The organism is Blautia segnis (genome assembly GCF_014287535.1).
Classification (GTDB): Bacteria; Bacillota; Clostridia; order Lachnospirales; family Lachnospiraceae; genus Blautia_A; species Blautia_A acetigignens.
The window spans coordinates 1-21312 of sequence record NZ_JACOOT010000014.1 but is presented as its reverse complement, the minus strand read 5'-3'; the positions used below and the strand labels follow the sequence as shown (position 1 = coordinate 21312).

The window sequence follows — 21312 nt, the reverse complement described above, 5'->3', positions numbered from 1 at the left end:
TTTCCTCCTAACTATTTCGCTTTCGGTACTTCAAGAATTGCACCGCGGTTTCCGGAGGTAACCATTGCTGCATATCTTGCAAGATATCCGGTTGTAACCTTCGGCTCTCTTGGCTGCCATTTTGCTTTTCTTGCTGCAAGCTCTTCATCAGAAACCTTCAGTTCCAGCTTCAGTTCCGGAATGTTGATGCTGATGATGTCACCCTCTTCAACCAGAGCGATAGGGCCGCCAACTGCTGCCTCCGGGGAAACATGCCCGATGGAAGCACCTCTGGATGCGCCGCTGAAACGTCCGTCTGTAATCAGGGCTACAGAAGAGCCAAGTCCCATACCTGCGATTGCGGATGTGGGGTTCAGCATCTCTCTCATTCCAGGGCCGCCTTTTGGTCCCTCGTAGCGGATGACAACAACGTCACCTTCTACAATCTTGCCGCCTTTGATGGCTGCGATTGCGTCTTCCTCGCAGTCAAAAACTCTTGCAGGTCCTTCGTGAACCATCATCTCAGCTACCACTGCAGAACGTTTTACAACGCTTCCGTCCGGGGCAAGGTTGCCGCGAAGTACGGCAAGTCCGCCTGTGGTGCTGTACGGATTGTCAAGAGGACGGATAACCTCCGGATTCAGGTTTGCACAGTCTTTGATGTTCTCTCCTACTGTCTTTCCGGTTACGGTCATGCATTCTGTATGAAGAAGTCCAGCCTGTGCAAGCTCATTCATAACCGCGTAAACACCGCCTGCCTCATTCAGGTCTTCCATATAAGTCGGGCCTGCAGGTGCCAGGTGACACAGGTTCGGGGTCTTTGCGCTGATCTCATTTGCAAAGCTGATATCGAAATCCCAGCCAATCTCATGTGCGATAGCTGGAAGATGAAGCATACTATTTGTGGAACATCCAAGTGCCATATCTACGGTAAGGGCATTTAAAATTGCCTCTTTTGTCATAATGTCTCTTGGACGGATGTTGCGGCGGTACATTTCCATAACCTGCATTCCTGCATGCTTTGCAAGACGGATACGCTCGGAATAAACAGCCGGAATGGTTCCGTTTCCTTTCAGTCCCATACCAAGAACCTCTGTCAGACAGTTCATACTGTTTGCAGTGTACATACCGGAACAGGAACCGCAGGTTGGACATGTTTTGTTCTCACACTCGGTAAGGCCTTCCTCTGTAAGCTTGCCTGCAGCGTAAGCTCCAACAGCCTCAAACATGCTGGAAAGACTTGTCTTGTGTCCGTTTAAGTGACCAGCCAGCATTGGGCCGCCGCTTACGAATACAGTAGGAACGTTGATTCTGGCTGCTGCCATCAGAAGTCCAGGCACGTTTTTGTCACAGTTCGGGATCATAACAAGGGCATCAAACTGATGTGCCATTGCCATTGCTTCTGTGGAATCTGCGATCAGGTCTCTGGTTACCAGGGAATATTTCATTCCCACATGACCCATTGCAATACCATCACAGACAGCGATTGCAGGGAACATGATCGGAGTTCCGCCAGCCATTGCAACGCCAAGCTTAACTGCCTGGGCAATTTTATCCAGGTTCATATGGCCTGGTACGATTTCATTATAAGAGCACACAATACCAACTAACGGGCGCTCCATCTCTTCTTTTGTCATTCCAAGGGCATTAAACAGGGAACGGTGAGGTGCCTGCTGTGTGCCTGTTTTTACTGCATCACTTCTCATAGCTTGTATCTCCTTTGTTCTTCACAGCCGGAAAAATCTGATTTTCCCGGCTGTAAATCCTTTCTATTCTGATTAGATCTCTTTTGCGATCAGGTCGCCCATCTCTTTGGTTCCAACTAAGGTGCAGCCCTCAGACATAATGTCGCCTGTGCGGTAGCCTGCTGTCAGAACCTTCTGTACTGCTGCCTCAACTGCGTTTGCTTCCTCATCAAGGTCCAAGGAGAAACGAAGCATCATAGCTGCGGAAAGAATGGTTGCGATCGGGTTCGCCTTATTCTGTCCGGCAATATCCGGTGCAGAACCGTGGCTTGGCTCATAAAGGCCAAATTTTGTCTCATTCAGGCTGGCAGAAGAAAGCATTCCAATGGAACCGGTTACCATGCTGGCCTCGTCAGAAAGAATATCGCCGAACATGTTCTCTGTAAGAATGACATCGAACTGCTTCGGGTCTCTTACCAGCTGCATGGCACAGTTGTCAACCAGCATATGCTCAAGAGTCACCTCCGGGTAATCCTTGGCAACTTCTTCTACTACTTTTCTCCAGAGTCTGGAAGAATCCAGAACGTTTGCCTTGTCAACGCTTGTTACTTTCTTGCGGCGCTTCATGGCAATGTCAAATGCCTTGATGGCAATTCTGCGGATCTCGTTTTCATTATAGGAAAGCGTATCGATTGCCTTGGCAACTCCGTTTTCCTCGATGGTCTTTCTCTCTCCAAAGTAAAGACCGCCAGTGAGCTCACGTACAATGATCATGTCAAAGCCGTCGCCAATGATCTCATCGCGAAGAGGGCATGCTGCGCGAAGCTCATTGTATAAATATGCAGGACGCAGGTTTGCAAAAAGATTCAGTGCCTTACGGATGGCAAGAAGTCCTGCTTCCGGACGCTTGGATGGCTCTAATTTGTACCATGGGGATGTTTTGGCATCGCCGCCAATGGAGCCCATAAGAACTGCATCAGAAGCCTTGGCGGTTGCAATGGCTTCCTCTGTAAGGGGAACACCGTGAACATCGATGGATGCTCCTCCTAAAAGTACCTCAGAATAAGAAAAGCTGTGTCCGTATTTCTCACATACCTTGTCCAGAGCCTTCTTTGCCTCTGCAACGATCTCCGGTCCGATACCGTCTCCGGGAATCAGTGAAATGTTGTAATTCATAATAATTTCTTCTCCTTTGTTCCTGTATGCCAGTGGGAATTTCCACGTCTCTTCTGACATCAATGGATAATTGTTATTATAATAACGCACTTTCTTTCAGATTTCAACCTATTAAAGTAAAAAAGTTGTCGTTTTCCCTCCCATATAAATGGATTTATGCATAAAAAAAGCCCCACCCCGCTATAGGGTGAAGCTCTTTCGTCTTACGTAATTGTCAGTCCGCAGATTATGCAGAAGCCTGCTCTGCTTTCTCAACTTCAGCAATTGCCTGCTTTCTCATAGGGATACGGCAGTTCTTGTTGTTGCCGAACTCTACGATCACATCGTCTTCTGTCATGTCGATGATCACGCCATAGAAGCCGCTTGTGGTCACAACGCTATCACCAACAGCCATATCGCTGAGCATTGCCTGTACTCTCTTCTGCTCTTTCTTCTGAGGTCTGATCATCAGAAAATACATAATACCGAAAAGTACAACCAGCCATACGATGGTAAATCCCATACTCATTCCGCTTGATGCGTCCATTTGCAAATCCTCCTGTATCTTACTCTTCCCAGGGAATGTGATTCCAGTCCGGAATTCCCCTGAATCTTCCGCCGCCATAATCGCCAGCGCATTATAGTATAATATACACAATAAACGGGAATTCTTCAAGTAGTTTTAGAATTTTTTTATACTCTGCCGTTGATTTTGCCCTCTGCAAAACCAGCCAGGCGCATTTCCTTATATTCTGCGAAATTCCCTGCATCCAGAGCATCCCGGATTTCTTCCATCATATGATTGTAAAAATACAGGTTGTGAAGCACGCAAAGGCGCATTCCCAGCATCTCCTTGGCTTTCATCAGATGACGGATGTAGGCTCTGCTGTAATGCTGGCAGGCAGGACACTGACAGCCTTCCTCAATGGGGCGCGGGTCCATTTCATACTTGGCATTAAACAGGTTCATCTTGCCGTGGTTGGTGTACACATGTCCATGACGTCCGTTACGGCTCGGGTACACGCAGTCAAAGAAATCGATTCCTCTTGCAACCCCTTCCAGAATGTTCGCCGGAGTTCCAACGCCCATCAGATAAGTAGGCTTACCCTGTGGCAAATGCGGCACAACTTCATCCAGAATGTGGTACATCTGCTCATGGGTCTCGCCCACTGCCAGACCGCCCACTGCGTAGCCGTCCAGATCCATCTTGGAAATGGCGTCTGCATGTGCAATACGGATGTCCTCATAGATGGCACCCTGATTGATTCCGAAAAGCAGCTGCTCCTTGTTCACCGTATCCGGCAGGCTGTTCAGTCTGGCCATCTCCTTCTTGCAGCGCTCCAGCCATCTGGTGGTGCGGTCTACTGATTTCTGCACATACTCCCTGCTTGCTACGCTGCTGGGACATTCGTCAAAAGCCATGGCAATGGTAGATCCAAGATTGGACTGGATCTGCATGCTCTCCTCCGGTCCCATGAAAATCTTGTGGCCGTCAATGTGGGACTGGAAGTAAACGCCCTCTTCCTTGATCTTACGCAGTCCTGCCAGGGAAAACACCTGGAATCCGCCGGAATCTGTAAGGATCGGTCTGTCCCATACCATAAATTTATGAAGTCCGCCAAATTCCTTAATCAGCTTATCTCCTGTTCTTACATGAAGATGATAGGTATTGGAAAGCTCCACTTGGGTACCGATATCCTTCAGATCCATAGTAGATACTGCTCCCTTAATGGCACCTACTGTTCCCACGTTCATAAATACAGGAGTCTGGATCGTTCCGTGTACTGTCTCAAACTGGGCACGCTTGGCACGGCCTTCTGTTTTCATAAGTGTATATTTTGCCATATATGTTTCCTTTCTTTTTATACTATCTATGCCTTTCCCCTTTTGTTTTACACATTTTTATAAGTGTAAAAATCCGGTGGGAAACTTTATCTATTATAGCCCGAAATAACCGAAAATTCAACATCTGGTGAAAGAATCCTTGTTAAACTTTTACATTGCCATTTAAGTTTTCATATCGTATAATATTACGGAATATCTTCACTGAAAAGATTAACATATAAATAAGAAAGTTTGCGGACTGTTTTTCATCCCGCGCACATGCCAAAGGCGGCCTTACCTACTCAGTTTGGCCGCAATGAGCACAAACGAGGAGGCATATTTTTTTATATGAGCAATAAATACACTTTAGGAATTGACATTGGTTCCACCACTGTCAAAATCGCAATACTTGACGAAAATGACACCCTGCTTTTCGCAGACTACCAGCGTCATTTTGCCAACATCCAGGAGACTCTCGCAGATCTTCTTGAGAAAGCATACGAGAAGCTTGGAGAGCTTACCCTCCATCCTGTGATCACAGGTTCCGGCGGACTTACCCTTGCCAATCACCTTGGGGTTCCTTTTGTCCAGGAGGTTATCGCAGTCTCCACTTCCCTTCAGAAGATTGCACCCCAGACTGACGTAGCCATCGAGCTTGGCGGCGAGGATGCCAAGATCATCTACTTCGAAGGCGGCAATATTGAACAGCGTATGAACGGAATCTGTGCAGGCGGTACCGGTTCCTTCATCGACCAGATGGCATCCCTGCTTCAGACAGACGCCACCGGACTGAACGAATACGCCAAGAGTTACAAGGCACTTTACCCAATCGCAGCCCGCTGCGGTGTATTTGCCAAGACAGACATCCAGCCGCTGATCAATGACGGTGCTACCAAGGAAGACCTTTCCGCTTCCATTTTCCAGGCAGTAGTAAACCAGACCATCTCCGGTCTTGCCTGCGGTAAACCCATCCGCGGACATGTTGCATTCCTTGGCGGTCCTCTTCACTTCCTGGATCAACTGAAGGCAGCCTTTATCCGCACCCTGAAGCTGGATGACGAACACGCCATCACACCGGAGAATTCCCACCTTTTCGCAGCCATGGGTTCTGCCATGAACGCTAAAGATGAGGTGACCGTTTCCCTTACCGATATGAAGGACCGCCTGAAGAATTCCATTAAGATGGACTTCGAGGTAGAACGTATGGAGCCTCTTTTTGCCACAAAGGAGGATTACAAGGCCTTCAACGAGCGTCAGAGTGCTTACCAGGTAAAGAAGGGCGACCTTTCCCAGTACCACGGCAACTGCTATCTGGGTATTGACGCAGGTTCCACCACCACCAAAACTGCTCTTGTAGGCGAGGACGGAACCCTGCTTTATTCCTTCTACAGCAACAACAACGGAAGCCCGCTGAAAACAGCCATCCGTTCCATTCAGGAGATCTACAGCCTGCTTCCGGAGGATGCCCACATTGCATTTTCCTGTTCCACAGGCTACGGCGAGGCGCTGATGAAGGCTGCCCTGCTGCTGGATGAGGGCGAGGTTGAAACCGTTTCCCATTACTATGCAGCTGCTTTCTTTGATCCGGAGGTTGACTGTATCGTAGATATCGGCGGACAGGATATGAAGTGCATCAAGATCCGCAACCAGACCGTTGACAGCGTACAGTTGAACGAGGCATGTTCCTCTGGCTGCGGTTCCTTTATTGAAACCTTTGCCAAATCCCTGAACTACTCCGTGCAGGATTTCGCCAAAGCCGCTCTTTTTGCAGAGCATCCTATTGACCTTGGTACCAGATGTACCGTATTTATGAACTCCAAGGTAAAACAGGCCCAGAAGGAAGGCGCTTCTGTCGCAGATATCTCTGCCGGACTTGCCTACTCTGTTATCAAGAATGCTCTTTACAAGGTTATCAAGGTTTCCGATGCCAAGGAGCTTGGCAAACACATTGTTGTACAGGGCGGTACCTTCTATAACGACGGTGTTCTTCGAAGCTTTGAGCGTATTGCAGGCTGCCAGGCTATCCGCCCGGATATTGCCGGAATCATGGGTGCTTTCGGCGCTGCCTTGATTGCCAAGGAGCGTTATCACGCAGAAGGCCGCGAGACCACCATGCTTTCCATTGACAAGATCAATGAGCTGAAATACACCACCTCCATGGCCAACTGTCACGGATGTACCAACAACTGCCGTCTTACCATCAACAAATTCACAGGCGGACGCCAGTTTGTAAGCGGAAACCGCTGCGAGCGCGGTATCGGCAAGGAGAAAAATAAGGATCATATCCCGAACCTTTACGAATATAAGTACAAGCGTCTGTTCTCCTACGCACCGCTTTCCCCGGAGAAAGCAGTGCGAGGCAAGGTAGGTATCCCGCGTGTACTGAATATGTTTGAGAATTATCCTTTCTGGTATACCTTCTTTACAGAGCTGAAATATCAGGTAGTGCTTTCCCCTACCTCCACCAGAAAGATTTATGAACTTGGAATCGAGTCCATTCCAAGTGAGTCCGAGTGCTATCCTGCCAAGCTTGCCCACGGACATGTGACCTGGCTGCTTCGAAATGGTGTGAAATTTATTTTCTACCCCTGCATTCCTTACGAGCGCAACGAATTCCCGGACGCAGTCAACCATTACAACTGTCCGATCGTTACCTCCTATGCAGAGAACATTAAGAACAACGTGGACGAGCTTCATGATCCGTCCATTACCTTTATGAACCCATTCCTGGCACTGACCTCCGAGGAAATCGTGACCAAGCGCCTCACTGAGATTTTCCCGGATATCCCGGCTGCTGAGGTGAAAGCAGCAGCTCACAAAGCCTGGGAAGAAATGGATGCCGTACATAAGGACATTGAGAAAAAGGGCGAGGAGACTCTTCAGTATCTGAAGGAAACAGGACGAAGAGGAATTGTCCTTGCAGGACGTCCTTACCACATTGACCCGGAGATCCACCACGGTATCCCGGATCTGATCAACAGCTACGGAGTCGCAGTCCTTACTGAGGATTCTGTTTCCCATCTGGTTCCGGTAGAGCGTCCTATTCGTGTCAATGACCAGTGGATGTACCACTCCAGACTGTATGCAGCTGCAAACTTTGTTAAGACAAGAGATGACCTGGATTTAATCCAGCTGAACTCCTTTGGATGCGGACTGGATGCAGTTACCACGGATGAGGTTTATGAGATTCTGGACGGCAGCGGCAAGATTTATACCTGCCTGAAGATTGACGAGGTCAACAACCTTGGTGCAGCCAGAATCCGTGTCAGATCTCTTCTGGCAGCTCTTCGTGCCAAGGATGCACAGAAGAAGGAGCGCACTATCCGCCCGGCTTCTATTGAGAAGGTTTCCTTTACCAAAGAGATGAGAAAGGATTACACCATCCTGTGTCCACAGATGTCTCCGGTACATTTTTCCCTGCTTGAGGCTGCCTTTAATGCAAATGGCTATCATCTGGAGGTTCTTCCAAATGACAACAAGCACGCCGTTGATGTAGGTCTGAAATATGTAAACAACGATGCCTGCTATCCCTCCCTGATCGTAGTAGGACAGATTATGGATGCTCTTTTATCCGGCAAATATGACCTGAACAAGACAGCTGTTATCATGTCCCAGACAGGCGGCGGCTGCCGTGCCTCCAACTACATTGCCTTTATCCGCCGCGCCCTTAAGAAGGCCGGCATGGAGCAGATTCCGGTTATTTCCCTTAACTTAAGCGGTCTGGAGAGCAACCCTGGCTTTAAGCTCACTCTTCCACTTGTGAAAGCTGTTGTTTACGCTGCAGTATTCGGCGACATTCTGATGAAGTGTATTTACCGCATGCGTCCCTATGAGCTTGAGAAGGGCATTGTAAACCGAAAGCACAAGATCTGGGAAAAGCGTGTGATCGCTTTTGTTTCCGGAGGCTCCTTAAGCCACAGCCAGTTTAAGAAAATGTGCCGTGAGATGGTTCATGATTTTGATACCATTCCCATCAGTGACGAGAAGAAACCTCGTGTAGGAATTGTAGGAGAGATCCTGGTGAAATTCCTTCCGGCTGCAAACAATCACCTTGCAGAGCTTCTGGAGGCTGAAGGCGCTGAGCCGGTTGTGCCGGATCTGATCGACTTTATGTCTTACTGCTTCTATAACCAGAACTTTAAGGCAGATAACCTTGGTTTCAAGAAGTCCAAGGCCTTCTTTGGAAATATGGGCATCAAAGCTATTGACTGGGTAAGAAAGGCTGCAAACGAAGCACTTGCAGAAAGCCGTCATTTCCACCCCACAGCCGATATCCGTGACCTTGCAAAAATGGCCCGCCCCATTGTTTCTGAGGGCAACCAGACCGGCGAGGGATGGTTCCTTACAGGTGAAATGATGGAACTGATTCACGACAACGTTCCCAATATTGTCTGCATCCAGCCATTTGCCTGCCTGCCAAACCACATTGTAGGAAAGGGCGTTATCAAGGAAATCCGACGACAGTATCCGAAGGCAAATATTGCAGCCATCGACTACGACCCAGGTGCAAGTGAGGTTAACCAGCTGAACCGTATTAAGCTGATGCTTTCTACTGCGCAGAAGAATTTGAAGGCGGAGGAAGAGGCGAAGAACGCGTAAAATTTCACCTCCATTAAGGGCGCACCTGAAATGACCTGCTTAGGAGTAGCGGCTGTGAAAACGCTGTGTGCTTGAAATTGGAAATAGCGTGTAGTATGATAGCTATTAATATGTTTGAATAATTAATTATATATAAAAATCCCCGTTACCATAAGATTTGCAAAAATTGCATGCTCATGATAACGGGGATTTTTTATTCTATTTCGTTTACACACTAGAGCGTGTTTGAAAAAGGCTTTCTGCAAGATGTGCGTCACAATTTGTGGGAGATTTTGTCCGGATGAGGGCGCCGTAGCGGGCTACGGCAACCGAATTCGGGCAAAATCTCACGCAAAGTGGGGCGTGCAGATTGCGGGAATGATTTTTCAAACACGCTCTAGCCAATACACAGCATTTCGACAGTTGATCGTTAGTTCACTGGGGTGTTGCACCGACCTGCGTGGAATATCAATTGCCGAAATGCGTCCGCCTGGCTTTTTCTCATTTCAAAATGGTAATTTAGACGCGATTTTCTTCAGGTAGGCGCCGCCGGGCATCATGGCGAATTGTTCGTCGGAGGGCTTGCTTACGGCAAGGTATACGATGAAGTAAGCAATCATTCCAAGGACAACTGCGATTCCAAGACTGATGAAATTGGAACGGATCAGTTTGTAGATTCCGTAGTAGGAGAATCCGGCAACAGCTGCCATAGGCACAGATGCAAGCAGCGGATTTAAATACGCGCTTCTCCACGGATTCTTATACTCCATGTATTTCTTCATGGCACGCTCATTAAGCAGACACATGACAACTGCATAAATAATCATAGCAATGACAATGGAATAAACTCCAAGGTCCGTCACCAGAAGCAGAATTGCCATGGCAATCACATCCACCACCAGGGCAATGGCCGCATTGATCATCGGAATATTGGGCTTGCCGATTCCCTGGAGCACGCCGTTGGAAATATTGGAATTTCCGTTGAGGATGATGGTGATGACACCAAGCATCATCAGCTGCGCTGCTGCCCCTTCCGTTCTTGGGAACAGAAGCCTGGTAATCGGTCCGGCAAGGACTGCAAGACCAACTGCACATGGAATAGAAATAAACATACTGATCCAGGTAGCCCGGTCGATCTTATCTCTTGCGCTGTCCATATCATGCTTGGCATACTGTGCGGAAACCTCCGGAATCATGGAAGTAGGCGCTGTACTTGCAAGGGTCAGCGGAATATTGATCAGAGTCATATAATAGCCATACTCCGCATACAGGCTTGTGATAGTATCGTGGTCGATCCCCTTAAATCCCTGAATGCCGGAATACATATAACTATTGATAAATCCATTTACATTATAAATAAAAGAACTGAGGATAATAGGCATAACAATGAGGACAATGTTTTTCATGACCTCGCCAGTGGCCTCATCCCGTGAATTGGTGTCACGAGCCAGTCTCTTATTAATCGTCTTCTTATTGACGCCATACACAAAGAGCATGAACAAAAGCGCAGAAGCAACTCCCGCACCGGTTCCCATAGTCGCACCAGCGGCTCCCCATGCATTTCGCACAGACTCCTCTGCCCCGCTGAACCGATTCAGCATCACACTGGACATCAGAATGGCAAAAACAGCTACAAAGCACTGCTCCACAATCTGAGACAAGGAAGTCGGCAGCATATTACGATACGCCTGAAAATACCCGCGGAAGGTACCCAGAATTCCAGACAGGAAAATGGTCGGCGCCAGCATTTTCAAAGCCAATCTTGCACCGGACATAGACTCTGGCACCAGAATGGAGGAACCAAAGAAACAGAACAGCGCCACAACGCCGCCCATTGCCGCAACATAAAGAAGAGCACAGTGGAAAACCTTCTGTGCATCCCGGTAGCGCTTAAAAGCCAGCTTCTCCGCCATGATCTTGGAAACCGCCTGCGGAATACTGAAGGAGGCAATCATCAGCAGAATAAAATAAACATTCTGGGCATAGTTAAAAAGACCCATACTGCTGTTTCCAAGGGTATTGGAAAGCGGACTTTTATAAAGCATTCCGATGATCTTGGAAATCAGCGCTGCGATCATCAGGAATGATGCATTTTTTACAAGTGTATTGTCATTCTTTTTCCCCATATCTTAATTTTCCTTTGCAATATTTTCAATCTGCCAGTCAATGGGGGCAAGCCCGTTTTTCTCCAGAAATTCATTGGTCTGGCTGAAATGCCTGCATCCGAAAAATCCTCTTGACGCAGACAGCGGGCTTGGATGTGCAGCGGTAAGCACCAGCTGCTTCGGATTGTATAACATGGCTTTCTTCGTCTGGGCAGGTCTTCCCCAGAGAAGATACACAATAGGACGGTCCTGGTCGTTCAAGGTACGGATCACCGCATCTGTAAACTGTTCCCAGCCGATTCCCCTGTGGGAATTGGCCTGATGGGCACGCACAGTCAGAACTGTGTTCAGAAGAAGAACTCCCTGCTTCGCCCATTTCTCCAGGCAGCCATTGTCCGGGATATAGCATCCCAGATCACTGTGAAGTTCCTTATAAATATTCACCAGAGAGGGCGGAATCTCCACATCCTCACGCACGGAAAAGCACAGGCCATTGGCCTGTCCGTCATTGTGATAAGGATCCTGTCCCAGAATTACAACCTTCACATCATTTAACGGTGTGAATTCAAACGCATTGAACATATCCTGGGGCGGCGGAAAAATCTTCTTCGTGCGATATTCCTCCATCACTGTTTTATATAATTTGGCATAGTAAGGCTGATGAAATTCATCCTTTAAAGCCACCTGCCAGTCTCCTGAAATTTGACCCATTTACCAGTCACCTCATCTTATTGTATTGTTATCTTCTCACCGGAACGCCTTTTCCCGCAAGATAATCCTTTACCTGGGATATCTCCAGTTCCTTGTAGTGGAACAAAGAAGCCACCAGCACTGCATCCGCGCCGCCTTCTGTCAGTCCCTCATAGAAATGCTCCAGAGTTCCCGCGCCGCCAGAAGCGATCACCGGAATGGACACCGCGTCAGCCACCGCTCTGGTAAGAGGGATGTCATATCCTGCCTTGGTACCATCGCAGTCCATACTGGTAAGAAGGATTTCCCCGGCTCCAAGAGCCTCCACCTTCTTCGCCCACTCTATGGCATCAATGCCTGTATCCAGACGTCCGCCGTGCTTGTAAATATTCCATCCGCCGTCCTCACGCCGTTTGGCATCAATAGCAACCACCACGCACTGGCTTCCGAACTTGTCCGCTGCCTCCCGGATCAGTTCCGGACGGTCAATAGCCGCAGAGTTCACGGAAATCTTGTCTGCGCCCTCCCGAAGAAGCCTCTTGAAGTCATCAACAGTACGAATGCCGCCGCCGACTGTAAAAGGAATAAACACATTAGCCGCCACCTTGCGCACCATATCCACCACAGTGTCACGCTGCTCGCAGGAGGCTGTAATGTCAAGAAATACCACCTCATCCGCTCCAGCCGCATCGTATGCCTTGGCGATCTCCACCGGGTCTCCGGCATCCTTCAGATCTACGAAATTCACGCCTTTCACCACTCGCCCATTATTCACATCCAGGCAGGGAATAATTCTCTTCGTAAACATCCTTATGCCTCCTTCCCAAGCTTTGCGAAGTTCTCCAGAATCTTAAGACCATATTTGCTGCTCTTCTCCGGATGAAACTGGCAGGCAAAAATATTGTCTTTCTCAACAGAAGCATGAATGGTCACGCCGTATTCTGTGGTTGCTTTCACGATCTGGGGATCCTCGGCCTGCAGATAATAGGAATGGACAAAATATACGTATGTCTGCTCCGGGATGCTCTGAAACAGCCGTCCGTCATTTTGAAGATGAAGGGAATTCCATCCCATGTGGGGAATCTTAAGTCCCTCTGCTGGCGGAATCTTCACGATCCTGCCTTTCAAAAGTCCAAGTCCCTCCACGCCTGGAGTCTCCTCACTGGACTCAAACAAAAGCTGAAGCCCCAGACAGATTCCAAGAAACGGTGTCTTCTGGTCCGCGATCTGGCGGATGACAGGAACAAGACCGAATTTATTCAGATTATTCATGGCGTCTCCAAAGCTTCCCACTCCCGGAAGAATCACTTTATCCGCGTGCAAAAGCACCTGGGGATCTCTGGAAACCACTGTCTGCTCTCCCAGATAATGAAGAGCTTTTTCCACACTCTTTATGTTGCCGGCGTCATAATCAATTATACCTATCATTCGGGCTCCTCCTGTTGTCGTTTTTTCTAATCCATTCTTACAGTATAGCGCAAAAACAGGCGGTTGCAAAGAGCGAATTCCCTGCTGCCGCCTGTTTTGTTAGTTTGTCCTGTCCTGTCGAAATCCTGTTGCTTTTTTTATTAAAAATCACAAATACAAACTGTGCTTATCTGGCTATTTCCGATCCAGAGTAAACCAGAATTCCACACCGTTGTCAAAATTCTGTACGCCGTATTCTTGATTCATGCCTTCCAAGATTGCTTTTACAATGGAAAGTCCAATGCCGCTGCCGCCGTATTCTCTGGTGCGGGCCTTGTCTACCTTGTAGAACTTGTTCCACAGGTTGGGAAGATCTGCCTCCGGGATCGGTGTTCCGGTATTAAATACGGTTACCTTCACCTGGGTTTCCAGCTTCAGGATCTTGATTTCCACAATCTTCTCTCCGTCCAGATGGTTCAGGGCGTTGCTTACATAGTTGGTCACAACCTCTTCGGTTTTGAACTCGTCTGCCCACACATAGATGGGCTCTTTTTCATTGAAAATTACACTGGCTTCTTTCTGGCGGATCATAATGTCCATGGTAGACAATACGCCGTTTACCAGCGCTGTAAGGTCAAAACGCTCCATCACAGCCGCATCCTTGCCGGACTCCAGCTGATTCAAGGTCAGAAGATTCTTCACAAGCTTGTTCATCTTGGAGGCCTCATCAATGATCACATCGCAGTAGAAATCCATGCTTTCCGGGTCATCATTGATATTCTCCTTCAGGCCCTCTGCATAGCCCTGTACCAGTGCAATGGGAGTCTTCAATTCATGGGATACGTTATCCAGGAATTCCTTTCGCATCTCATCAATTTTCACCTTATCCGCAATATCCTTCTGCAGTTCATTATTGGCCGACTTCAGTTCGGAAATGGTGTTCTCCAGCTGACTGGACATTTTGTTAAAATTATCCCCCAGCACATCGATCTCATTTCCCGCCTTGCTCTTATATCTTGCCTCGAAATCAAGATCTGTCATCTTACGGGAAAGCTCGGTCAGCTCAGAAATCGGCTTGGTCAGCCGTCTGGTTACCGCCATCACACACATTCCGCTTATAACAATAATGACAATTCCTACAAAGAAATAAAATTTATTGGAAATGTTCGCACTCTCCTGAATGCTTTCCAGGGGACTTCTAATCAGGAAATAATTGCCATTGTCAAACTTTCCCCAGCATTCCACATAGTCCATTCCCACAAAACGATCGTGCACCTGCTGAACCACGCAGTCATCTGTTTCTTTCAGGGTTTTGCCCTTGCCGTTGTCCATATCCAAGTCACTGGCATAGCCGAAAAACAGCTTGCTTCGCAGCTGATCCTCATTTTCCGGCCAGCACAGATACCTGGTGTTGTCCTCGTTGATCAGTACCCAGGTCAGATTGTTTCGGGAGCTGGACTGGACAATTTCCGAGGGCAGTGACTCTTGCTCACTTTCCCCATCATCTTCTGTCAGGGAATCGGTATCAATCTGGCTTAATACATCCTTGGCATCCAGCAAAGTTTCCGTCTTCTGGGCCACATAATATTTCTCCAGAAATACGCCATTGATAATGGAAATCGTCAGAATGGAAAGGAGCATAAGCCCGATAAACGTAAACGTGATCTGGTGCTTTATGGATCGGATTTTCTTTGGTTTCTTCATCACTCTACCTCAAACTTGTAGCCCATTCCCCATACGGTTTTGATGTATTCGCCTTTTTCGCCCATTTTGCTTCTCAGCTTCTTGACATGGGTGTCAATGGTTCTTGCGTCTCCGAAGTAATCGTAATTCCATACCGAATTCAGGATTTTTTCCCTGGAAAGGGCAATTCCCTGGTTCTCCAGGAAATAGGTGAGAAGCTCAAATTCCTTGAAGCTAAGGTCCATAGGCTTCTCATCCACGGTTGCAAGGTGTGCTGCCTTGTCGATTACAATACCGCCGGCAGAAAGCACATCCTCAACGCCTGTCTGTCCGGTACGGCGAAGGATTGCCTCCACTCTGGCTACCAGAATCTTGGGGCTGAACGGTTTGGATATGTACTCATCCACGCCCAGGTCAAAGCCAAGAAGCTCATCTCTCTCATCACTTCTTGCAGTCAGCATGATAATCGGCACTTTGGAATTCTTGCGGACCTCACGGCATACTTCCCAGCCGTCCATCTTCGGCATCATCACGTCCAGAATGATCAGTGCAATATCTTTTTCTTTATAAAATACATCCATGGCTTCCTCGCCGTCTCCGGCTTCCAGAACCTGGAAATTTTTCTTAGTCAGAAAGTCTTTTACAAGCTTTCTCATACGGCTTTCATCGTCTACTACAAGGATTTTTAATGTGTCCATAAATCTCTTCCTCCTCTTTTTTCTTGGATGTTAGAGTCAAAAAGTATTTTGCCCCTACCAAGTTCAAAAGCCTTATCATGCAAGCATGAACGGCTTTTTGACCTTTTGACCCTGATATCTTCATGTTAGCAGATGTTTATGATGATTTTGTGAACGAAGAGCGAGAATTTAGTGATTCAACCCTTTTTCATAAACATCATTGATGGTGGCCTGGGCGTGCTCTAATTCTTTCTTCTGCATAATGGCATCCCGGTCGCTTAAAATGGCAAGCATCTCATCTGCCACATCCTCCATTCTGGGGCTGGTGACACGGTAAAGATAGCCTAACATGCGGGTGGCTGTATAATCTGTGTTCATATATTTATAGGCAATTTCCCGGCAAAAGGCATCCGGGTAGCCTTTTTCCTGCAACGCCTGGTAAAGTTCCCTGGTTCGGTCTGATGGCATAAATGTTTTCCTCCAAGTTAATTTGATTCCGTGGACTGCTTTGGTACTCCTTTAAAATTCATTATAATAATCTTCCCGGAAACTTACAAGCCTGGATGACAAATTTGGGGTTTTGTGGTATTCTAAAGTTACTGTTCATAGGTAATATTCCGCGAGGTGTTTTGTGTGAACAAAGTTCACAGAAAACCCGAGAATTAAGTTTGCGCAGCAAACGCTACTTCTTGTGCAATGCACAAGAAGGTTCGTCTTTCTGTGCATCGCGAAGCGTGTTGCTGGGCACGGAGTGAACAGTAACATTCTAAAGCATATCTGAAAAAGACTTTCTGCAAGATGTGTGTCACACTTTACGGAAATGCTTTTTCAAACAGACTCCAAAACAAAAAATGTGTCAAATAAAGAAAGAAGGAATTTTCATGCGTCAGGAAAGCTTCAAAATGGAACGTCCAGGTCTGGTGAAACCCGGAGATAAGGTTCAGATCACCGAATATCAGTCATACATGAACTACAGCTACATCATCGAGCCCGCTGTTGCCATGTCCGGCTGCTACCCCAATTCCCAGCGAATCAAAGCCAAGGAAGGCACTATCGTCAGCGTGGAAAAGGCGCCGCTTAGCGGGTATGTGGTGATTGCGGAGTTTGAGGAATAAATTAAATAGATGCGCGGTTCCTTTGCATCACCGCTGTCGAAACTTAATTTATGATGTACCAGACGAGCCAAATAAGATTTATATAATAAAAACACCCCAGAAGCAGATTATCCAGTATCTCCTTGACGAAATCCTGACAATCTGCTTCCGGGGTATTTTATTTCTACCTATATTATGTAAAAAATATTTCCAAAATCCGTTTTCCCTATCTCACGGCCTATTTTCCTGTCTGCCTTATTTTCTCTTAACCTCATATCCCTGGAGAAGCTTCACCACATCATGGATCAGATCTTTCTCCCCCACAGAAAGCTGTCTGTAAACTGCCAGCATCTGCAGCTCATCAAATGTAAGCACTTCCTTTTCCTCACATTCTTCATCAATCAGCAGCTCCGAAATCGGAATTTCCAACGCATTGCACAATTTATAAACCGTATACATGTAAGGTTTTGTTTTCCCGGTCATCATAGAGTGAAGGGCCGATGTTGATATATCTGCCTTCTGTGCCAGTGCATAATACGAAATTGCCCGCTCCTTACAAAGCAGCTTAATATTCTCCACCAGCTGCTCACACTTCTCTTCCGGATTATACGGTTTTGACACAACACATTTTTCCATTTTCAGATCATTCTTCTGCATACCACTCAACATCCCCATTCGCTTTTTTCCTATCTTTTACAGTGTAACTGCTTCATACTTTTACAGCTACAACGCAATTTCTCAATCTCTTTCCCTCTATAACTAATACGACAGAAATCGACAAAAATCACAAAACTGTACTAAAAACAGTATAGCACATCTCCAGGCTTCTTCCTTTTTCGCTATTCCGTAAGTCCATACTTTCTTTCGAATGGATTTCCTCCACTTGCATAGACTCTCCCATAATGATTGTATTATATATGAAAGAAGAGCGAAAGGTCTTGTTTTAGACCTTTTCGCTCTTAAGTATTTTTCAAACTCTTTTATTTTCGTTTCGGCTCAAATAAAACCTTCAAAGTCGCCGCCAATATTCCCAGATCCATAGCAAAAGAATAATTCTGAATATAGTAAAAATCCATTTTCAGACGATTGCTTCTGGAACTGCTGTACTTGCTATGCACCTTGGCGTATCCAGTAAGCCCTGCCTTTACAGAAAGGCGGTAGGAATACTCCGGATGGTTTTTCCCATATTTCACCGCATTCTCAACGGTTTCCGGATAAGGTCCTACCACAGACATATCCCCCCGCAGAATATTAAAAAACTGGGGCAGTTCATCCAGATGCGTTGTTATAAGCAAATGCCTGCCATTAAATTTATACTGCGAAAAATGCTTGCCATCCTTAGTCAGACACTCCCTTTTTATCAAAACCGGATTTCTTCTTACCACTTTAATATAAAAAGCAATCAGCAGATACAGCCAGGACAGCAACACCATCACAAACACAGAAAAGCAGATATCAAAAATACGCTTTGCCATTCTCTGTTCCACAGTAAGCCCGCAGTTACGAAACAGCTGCAAAGTCATATCCGACAAGGAAACTTTCTCGGAACTCATCAACATAATATCCGACAGGCTTGTCTGACAATAGCACCGCTTCTTATTTTCATAACAAAAACGGATATAAAACTCACGGTCTTCCGCTGACATATCTCCTAACATCACCGACTCATGACGCATAATCTCACGGGCAATCTGCTCCCGTCCTTCTTCCAGGGAAATCCGGGCACCCAAATGGTATCTCCCACTGCGCCTCTGCAGTTCTGCCTCAAGAGGCGCGGTGCTTTGTTTTCCATAAATAAGCAAAACTTCATGTGCCGGGTAAATATTGCCGTACAACCACCGAACCACTACAGACCACACAATTCCAATCAGGAAATTCAAAAGAGCCACCGCCAGCATAGGCGTAATATGCTCCATAAATTTCCAACGTCCAATCAGCGCCAACTCCAAATAAGTTCCGCCATTGACCAGCACTGCTGTATACGCATGGGAAAGAATCACTTCTACATACTGCTGATGGATCACACGAAAAGCGGAAAATACTTTGCCTACCAGCATATTCAAAGCCAGATACAAGGACAACAGCGCCACATAACCCCAAAAGTAATAACGACGCCCAATAATCCGCTTGAAATTATACTGCTCAAACCATGCCCTGGAAAAAGTCCAGGTCCACAGAAAAAGAAGCAGTGCTGTCATCAACATAAGAAATAATTTCTTAAACCGCTCTTTGCCCATCATTAGGCGATAGCTTCTCCACCAGAGCAGAGAGTATTTGCACAATCCATGAAAGGTATAGCTTGCCATACAAAAAATTCTCTGTTTCAACGGAACTCCAGCTTTTATATAAGTCTGCCAGTTCATTTGCGCAGACTTTCCCTTTTTCCCGGATTTGGAAGCCAGCGCCTTACGGTAAATTAGCAGAGGCTCGTCCACACCGTAAGCCCTTGGAACTTTCTCAAGAATCGCCAGCCAGGTGGCAAAATCCTCATGAATGCCCTCTTCTTCAGGCATAGGAAATTCCAGCATAAGTTCACGGCGAATCAGTACGGAAGAACAGGAAATCACATTCTGACCAAGCAATTTCCTGCGGCTTACATGCTCTGGCACGTGAAGCACATGCGCAATGGTCATTCCATCATCTTCAATAAACGCAGAGCCCGTAAACAAAAATTCTGCCTCTGGATTCCTCTCTATGACAGCCAGTTGCTTTTCCAGCTTATCCTCCCGCCATAGATCATCACCGTCCAGGAATGCGATCCACTCCCCTCTTGCCAGACGAACGCCATAATTTCGAGTAGCCGCAGAACCAGAATTCACCTTATTTTGAAAAATCCGAATTCTTTTATCTTTTTCCGCCAGTTTCTTCATATAGCGGTACGTATTGTCCTTAGAGCAGTCATCAATCATCAGCAGTTCCCAGTCCGTAAATGTCTGGGAAAGCACGCTTTTCACTGCATCCGGAAGATATTTTTCACAATTGTAAGCCGGGGTTATGATAGATATTTTCGGCATGTAAATCCCTTTCTTACTTTTCACTACGTAGTTATACTTTTATCACAACTGTTTTGCCATTATAACATATTAAAGGAGAATGAGCAAATTCGTGTTCCTGTCAAACCCAAATGTTTCAACACCTCTCAAATCATAAAGCACGTGACGCATCGTTCGAGTTATAATAAAACAACTTCTCTCAGATCTATGGTGTAATTGAGAGGTCCAATATCAATTAACCATCTAACTAAGAGAAGTTGTATTTATATAATACCACATAATTTACAGTTTGTGTAAACTTTTTTCAAAAATTTTAGAATTTTTTCATTTACCAGCTTGTCTCCAAATTTGCAGACAGGAACCAAAGTCCCTGTCTGCATAATAACAACCATTATTTAATATTTTACATTCTGCCATTAATGACATCTGCAATGATATTCTGCAGTACTCCTTCTGTAAAGGTTCCAAGATGAATGCCTATTTTTCTCAGCACTTCTCTTTTATTCTTGGATTTGCTGTTCTGCACAATTTTTCTCAACGAAGAATACTCCGGTGAAGATGCCGGCAGCTCCTGCAATGCATTCTCCGCCTTTTTCACAACAGATTCAATCTGCATGTCTGTGAGAAACTGTGCATCACCATACACCTTTACTTTCTCCGCCTGAACATCAAAATCTGCTGTTTCACTCATCCTGACTCCAGTGATAACTTTCGCATGATCACTGATCGAAACATCATTCAACTTAATATTGATTGCCATGCTGCAATACCTCCAATTCTTAACTTATATTGTCTGTCAACAACGTTTACACGGAATCCTTATTTAATTCCCATATCCGTTAAGATTTTGGCATTGCCATGAATATCGCAGCCCTTGATATTTACAGTAATATTCTGATGGCCAATACTTCCAGCCTTCATTACTTCTTCCAGCACATTGAGGACCTTCTTAAGGAAATTTTCGTCAGTGAACAGAATTGGAATGCGGGTTCCAGAGTTCATAGACAGAGTCAAAAGCGTTTTGCTTTTTAAATCTTCTTTTTCAAAGTACCAGTAAAGGATCCATGCAATACCAGCCGCTACACATCCAGCAAAAGCAGCTGTATTGAAAGATCTGAGGAGCAATCCAAACAGAATCAGCACCACAGATAATTTCGGAAAAGCGGGCAGTTCAAACTTATCATTCGTAACGTAAGAAATGTTGGCGATCTTAATGACGCTTCCATTCCATTTAATAATGTCACCTGTGATTTTGAAATTGTCCAGTTTCAGTTCTTTTCCCTTTTTTTCGTTACTCATAACTATTTCCTCCTTAATTCCAATATAATCTCTCGGAATCTTCAGCCCAGTAAAATCAAGACTTTCAGATCCCTTTTTTTATAAAATCCCCCACTTTTTTGCAAAAATCGCTTGACAAATCTACCGAAAAATGCGGCGCTTCG

18 protein-coding genes and 1 pseudogene are annotated in these 21312 nt (G+C 46.3%); 3 read left to right on the top strand and 16 right to left on the bottom strand.

What is annotated here, in order from left to right; all coding sequences use genetic code 11:
• Positions 1-11 precede the first annotated feature (11 nt).
• From ilvD to tgt, 4 genes are all read right to left on the bottom strand, one after another.
• Entirely contained in the window at positions 12-1685 is a 1674-nt protein-coding gene (ilvD, locus tag H8S54_RS06020; protein WP_117852154.1) for a dihydroxy-acid dehydratase, read from the bottom strand.
• A 72-nt stretch (positions 1686-1757) separates the two neighbouring features.
• Entirely contained in the window at positions 1758-2840 is a 1083-nt protein-coding gene (leuB, locus tag H8S54_RS06015) for a 3-isopropylmalate dehydrogenase (RefSeq protein ID WP_117852159.1), read from the bottom strand.
• Between the two features lie 226 nt (positions 2841-3066).
• Entirely contained in the window at positions 3067-3366 is a 300-nt protein-coding gene (yajC, locus tag H8S54_RS06010) for a preprotein translocase subunit YajC (RefSeq protein ID WP_021926753.1), read from the bottom strand.
• A gap of 146 nt (positions 3367-3512) precedes the next feature.
• The gene (tgt, locus tag H8S54_RS06005; protein ID WP_021926754.1) at positions 3513-4664 is read right to left on the bottom strand and encodes a tRNA guanosine(34) transglycosylase Tgt; all 1152 of its coding nucleotides are present in this window, start codon (positions 4662-4664) and stop codon (positions 3513-3515) included.
• A 327-nt stretch (positions 4665-4991) separates the two neighbouring features.
• Between tgt and H8S54_RS06000 the strand changes: the two genes are divergently transcribed.
• On the top strand, positions 4992-9242 hold the full coding sequence (locus H8S54_RS06000) for a 2-hydroxyacyl-CoA dehydratase (protein WP_186901085.1): 4251 nt from the start codon (positions 4992-4994) through the stop codon (positions 9240-9242).
• Positions 9243-9449: 207 nt separating this feature from the next.
• Here H8S54_RS06000 and H8S54_RS18865 read toward each other — a convergent pair whose 3' ends face one another.
• The gene (locus tag H8S54_RS18865) at positions 9450-9572 is read right to left on the bottom strand and encodes a DUF6783 domain-containing protein (protein WP_334298040.1); all 123 of its coding nucleotides are present in this window, start codon (positions 9570-9572) and stop codon (positions 9450-9452) included.
• Here H8S54_RS18865 and H8S54_RS18860 point away from each other — a divergent pair.
• Positions 9528-9764: pseudogene (locus tag H8S54_RS18860) on the top strand (DUF6783 domain-containing protein); the annotation flags it as partial. The gene H8S54_RS18865 and the pseudogene H8S54_RS18860 sit on opposite strands and share 45 nt — an antisense overlap.
• Here the strand turns inward: H8S54_RS18860 and H8S54_RS05995 are convergent.
• The 7 genes from H8S54_RS05995 to H8S54_RS05965 form a co-directional block, all read right to left on the bottom strand.
• Entirely contained in the window at positions 9728-11347 is a 1620-nt protein-coding gene (locus tag H8S54_RS05995; RefSeq protein ID WP_173767315.1) for a putative polysaccharide biosynthesis protein, read from the bottom strand. The pseudogene H8S54_RS18860 and the gene H8S54_RS05995 sit on opposite strands and share 37 nt — an antisense overlap.
• Before the next feature lie 3 nt (positions 11348-11350).
• Positions 11351-12037, bottom strand: coding sequence for a uracil-DNA glycosylase (gene ung / locus H8S54_RS05990; protein WP_117852172.1), 687 nt, complete (start codon positions 12035-12037; stop codon positions 11351-11353).
• Between the two features lie 28 nt (positions 12038-12065).
• Positions 12066-12824: an imidazole glycerol phosphate synthase subunit HisF gene (gene hisF / locus H8S54_RS05985; RefSeq protein ID WP_186901084.1), complete on the bottom strand. Its 759-nt coding sequence runs from the start codon at positions 12822-12824 to the stop codon at positions 12066-12068.
• A 2-nt stretch (positions 12825-12826) separates the two neighbouring features.
• Entirely contained in the window at positions 12827-13444 is a 618-nt protein-coding gene (gene hisH / locus H8S54_RS05980; RefSeq protein WP_117852176.1) for an imidazole glycerol phosphate synthase subunit HisH, read from the bottom strand.
• A gap of 174 nt (positions 13445-13618) precedes the next feature.
• A complete protein-coding gene (locus H8S54_RS05975; RefSeq protein ID WP_117852180.1) occupies positions 13619-15127 on the bottom strand; it encodes a sensor histidine kinase in 1509 nt (502 codons plus the stop codon).
• On the bottom strand, positions 15127-15804 hold the full coding sequence (locus H8S54_RS05970) for a response regulator transcription factor (protein ID WP_021926762.1): 678 nt from the start codon (positions 15802-15804) through the stop codon (positions 15127-15129). Before H8S54_RS05970 ends, H8S54_RS05975 begins: the two co-directional genes overlap by 1 nt.
• Before the next feature lie 168 nt (positions 15805-15972).
• Positions 15973-16251: a hypothetical protein gene (locus H8S54_RS05965; RefSeq protein WP_021926763.1), complete on the bottom strand. Its 279-nt coding sequence runs from the start codon at positions 16249-16251 to the stop codon at positions 15973-15975.
• Between the two features lie 413 nt (positions 16252-16664).
• Between H8S54_RS05965 and H8S54_RS05960 the strand changes: the two genes are divergently transcribed.
• Positions 16665-16898, top strand: a complete 234-nt coding sequence (locus H8S54_RS05960) for a hypothetical protein (RefSeq protein ID WP_021926764.1) — start codon at positions 16665-16667, stop codon at positions 16896-16898.
• Positions 16899-17132: 234 nt separating this feature from the next.
• On the opposite strand, the gene H8S54_RS05955 is transcribed toward H8S54_RS05960, so the two are convergent.
• The 4 genes from H8S54_RS05955 to H8S54_RS05940 form a co-directional block, all read right to left on the bottom strand.
• Entirely contained in the window at positions 17133-17552 is a 420-nt protein-coding gene (locus tag H8S54_RS05955; RefSeq protein ID WP_186901083.1) for a helix-turn-helix domain-containing protein, read from the bottom strand.
• Positions 17553-17857: 305 nt separating this feature from the next.
• Positions 17858-19891 (bottom strand): sugar transferase, encoded by a 2034-nt coding sequence (locus tag H8S54_RS05950; RefSeq protein WP_186901082.1) that lies wholly within the window; start codon positions 19889-19891, stop codon positions 17858-17860.
• 382 nt (positions 19892-20273) lie between these two features.
• Complete coding sequence (locus H8S54_RS05945; RefSeq protein WP_021926767.1) at positions 20274-20630, bottom strand: hypothetical protein; 357 nt, start codon at positions 20628-20630, stop codon at positions 20274-20276.
• 59 nt (positions 20631-20689) lie between these two features.
• Entirely contained in the window at positions 20690-21169 is a 480-nt protein-coding gene (locus H8S54_RS05940; protein WP_021926768.1) for a hypothetical protein, read from the bottom strand.
• Positions 21170-21312 lie beyond the last annotated feature (143 nt).

What these genes read in the sequence shown, in the direction of transcription:
- H8S54_RS05955 (WP_186901083.1), bottom strand. Translation starts at nt 17,552, where the DNA reads ATGGGGATGTTGAGTGGTATGCAGAAGAATGATCTGAAAATGGAAAAA.
- H8S54_RS05975 (WP_117852180.1), bottom strand. Translation starts at nt 15,127, where the DNA reads ATGAAGAAACCAAAGAAAATCCGATCCATAAAGCACCAGATCACGTTT.
- ilvD (WP_117852154.1), bottom strand. Translation starts at nt 1,685, where the DNA reads ATGAGAAGTGATGCAGTAAAAACAGGCACACAGCAGGCACCTCACCGT.
- hisH (WP_117852176.1), bottom strand. Translation starts at nt 13,444, where the DNA reads ATGATAGGTATAATTGATTATGACGCCGGCAACATAAAGAGTGTGGAA.
- H8S54_RS05970 (WP_021926762.1), bottom strand. Translation starts at nt 15,804, where the DNA reads ATGGACACATTAAAAATCCTTGTAGTAGACGATGAAAGCCGTATGAGA.
- ung (WP_117852172.1), bottom strand. Translation starts at nt 12,037, where the DNA reads ATGGGTCAAATTTCAGGAGACTGGCAGGTGGCTTTAAAGGATGAATTT.
- H8S54_RS05945 (WP_021926767.1), bottom strand. Translation starts at nt 20,630, where the DNA reads ATGGCAATCAATATTAAGTTGAATGATGTTTCGATCAGTGATCATGCG.
- tgt (WP_021926754.1), bottom strand. Translation starts at nt 4,664, where the DNA reads ATGGCAAAATATACACTTATGAAAACAGAAGGCCGTGCCAAGCGTGCC.
- H8S54_RS05960 (WP_021926764.1), top strand. Translation starts at nt 16,665, where the DNA reads ATGCGTCAGGAAAGCTTCAAAATGGAACGTCCAGGTCTGGTGAAACCC.
- H8S54_RS05950 (WP_186901082.1), bottom strand. Translation starts at nt 19,891, where the DNA reads ATGCCGAAAATATCTATCATAACCCCGGCTTACAATTGTGAAAAATAT.
- leuB (WP_117852159.1), bottom strand. Translation starts at nt 2,840, where the DNA reads ATGAATTACAACATTTCACTGATTCCCGGAGACGGTATCGGACCGGAG.
- yajC (WP_021926753.1), bottom strand. Translation starts at nt 3,366, where the DNA reads ATGGACGCATCAAGCGGAATGAGTATGGGATTTACCATCGTATGGCTG.
- hisF (WP_186901084.1), bottom strand. Translation starts at nt 12,824, where the DNA reads ATGTTTACGAAGAGAATTATTCCCTGCCTGGATGTGAATAATGGGCGA.
- H8S54_RS06000 (WP_186901085.1), top strand. Translation starts at nt 4,992, where the DNA reads ATGAGCAATAAATACACTTTAGGAATTGACATTGGTTCCACCACTGTC.
- H8S54_RS05965 (WP_021926763.1), bottom strand. Translation starts at nt 16,251, where the DNA reads ATGCCATCAGACCGAACCAGGGAACTTTACCAGGCGTTGCAGGAAAAA.
- H8S54_RS05940 (WP_021926768.1), bottom strand. Translation starts at nt 21,169, where the DNA reads ATGAGTAACGAAAAAAAGGGAAAAGAACTGAAACTGGACAATTTCAAA.
- H8S54_RS05995 (WP_173767315.1), bottom strand. Translation starts at nt 11,347, where the DNA reads ATGGGGAAAAAGAATGACAATACACTTGTAAAAAATGCATCATTCCTG.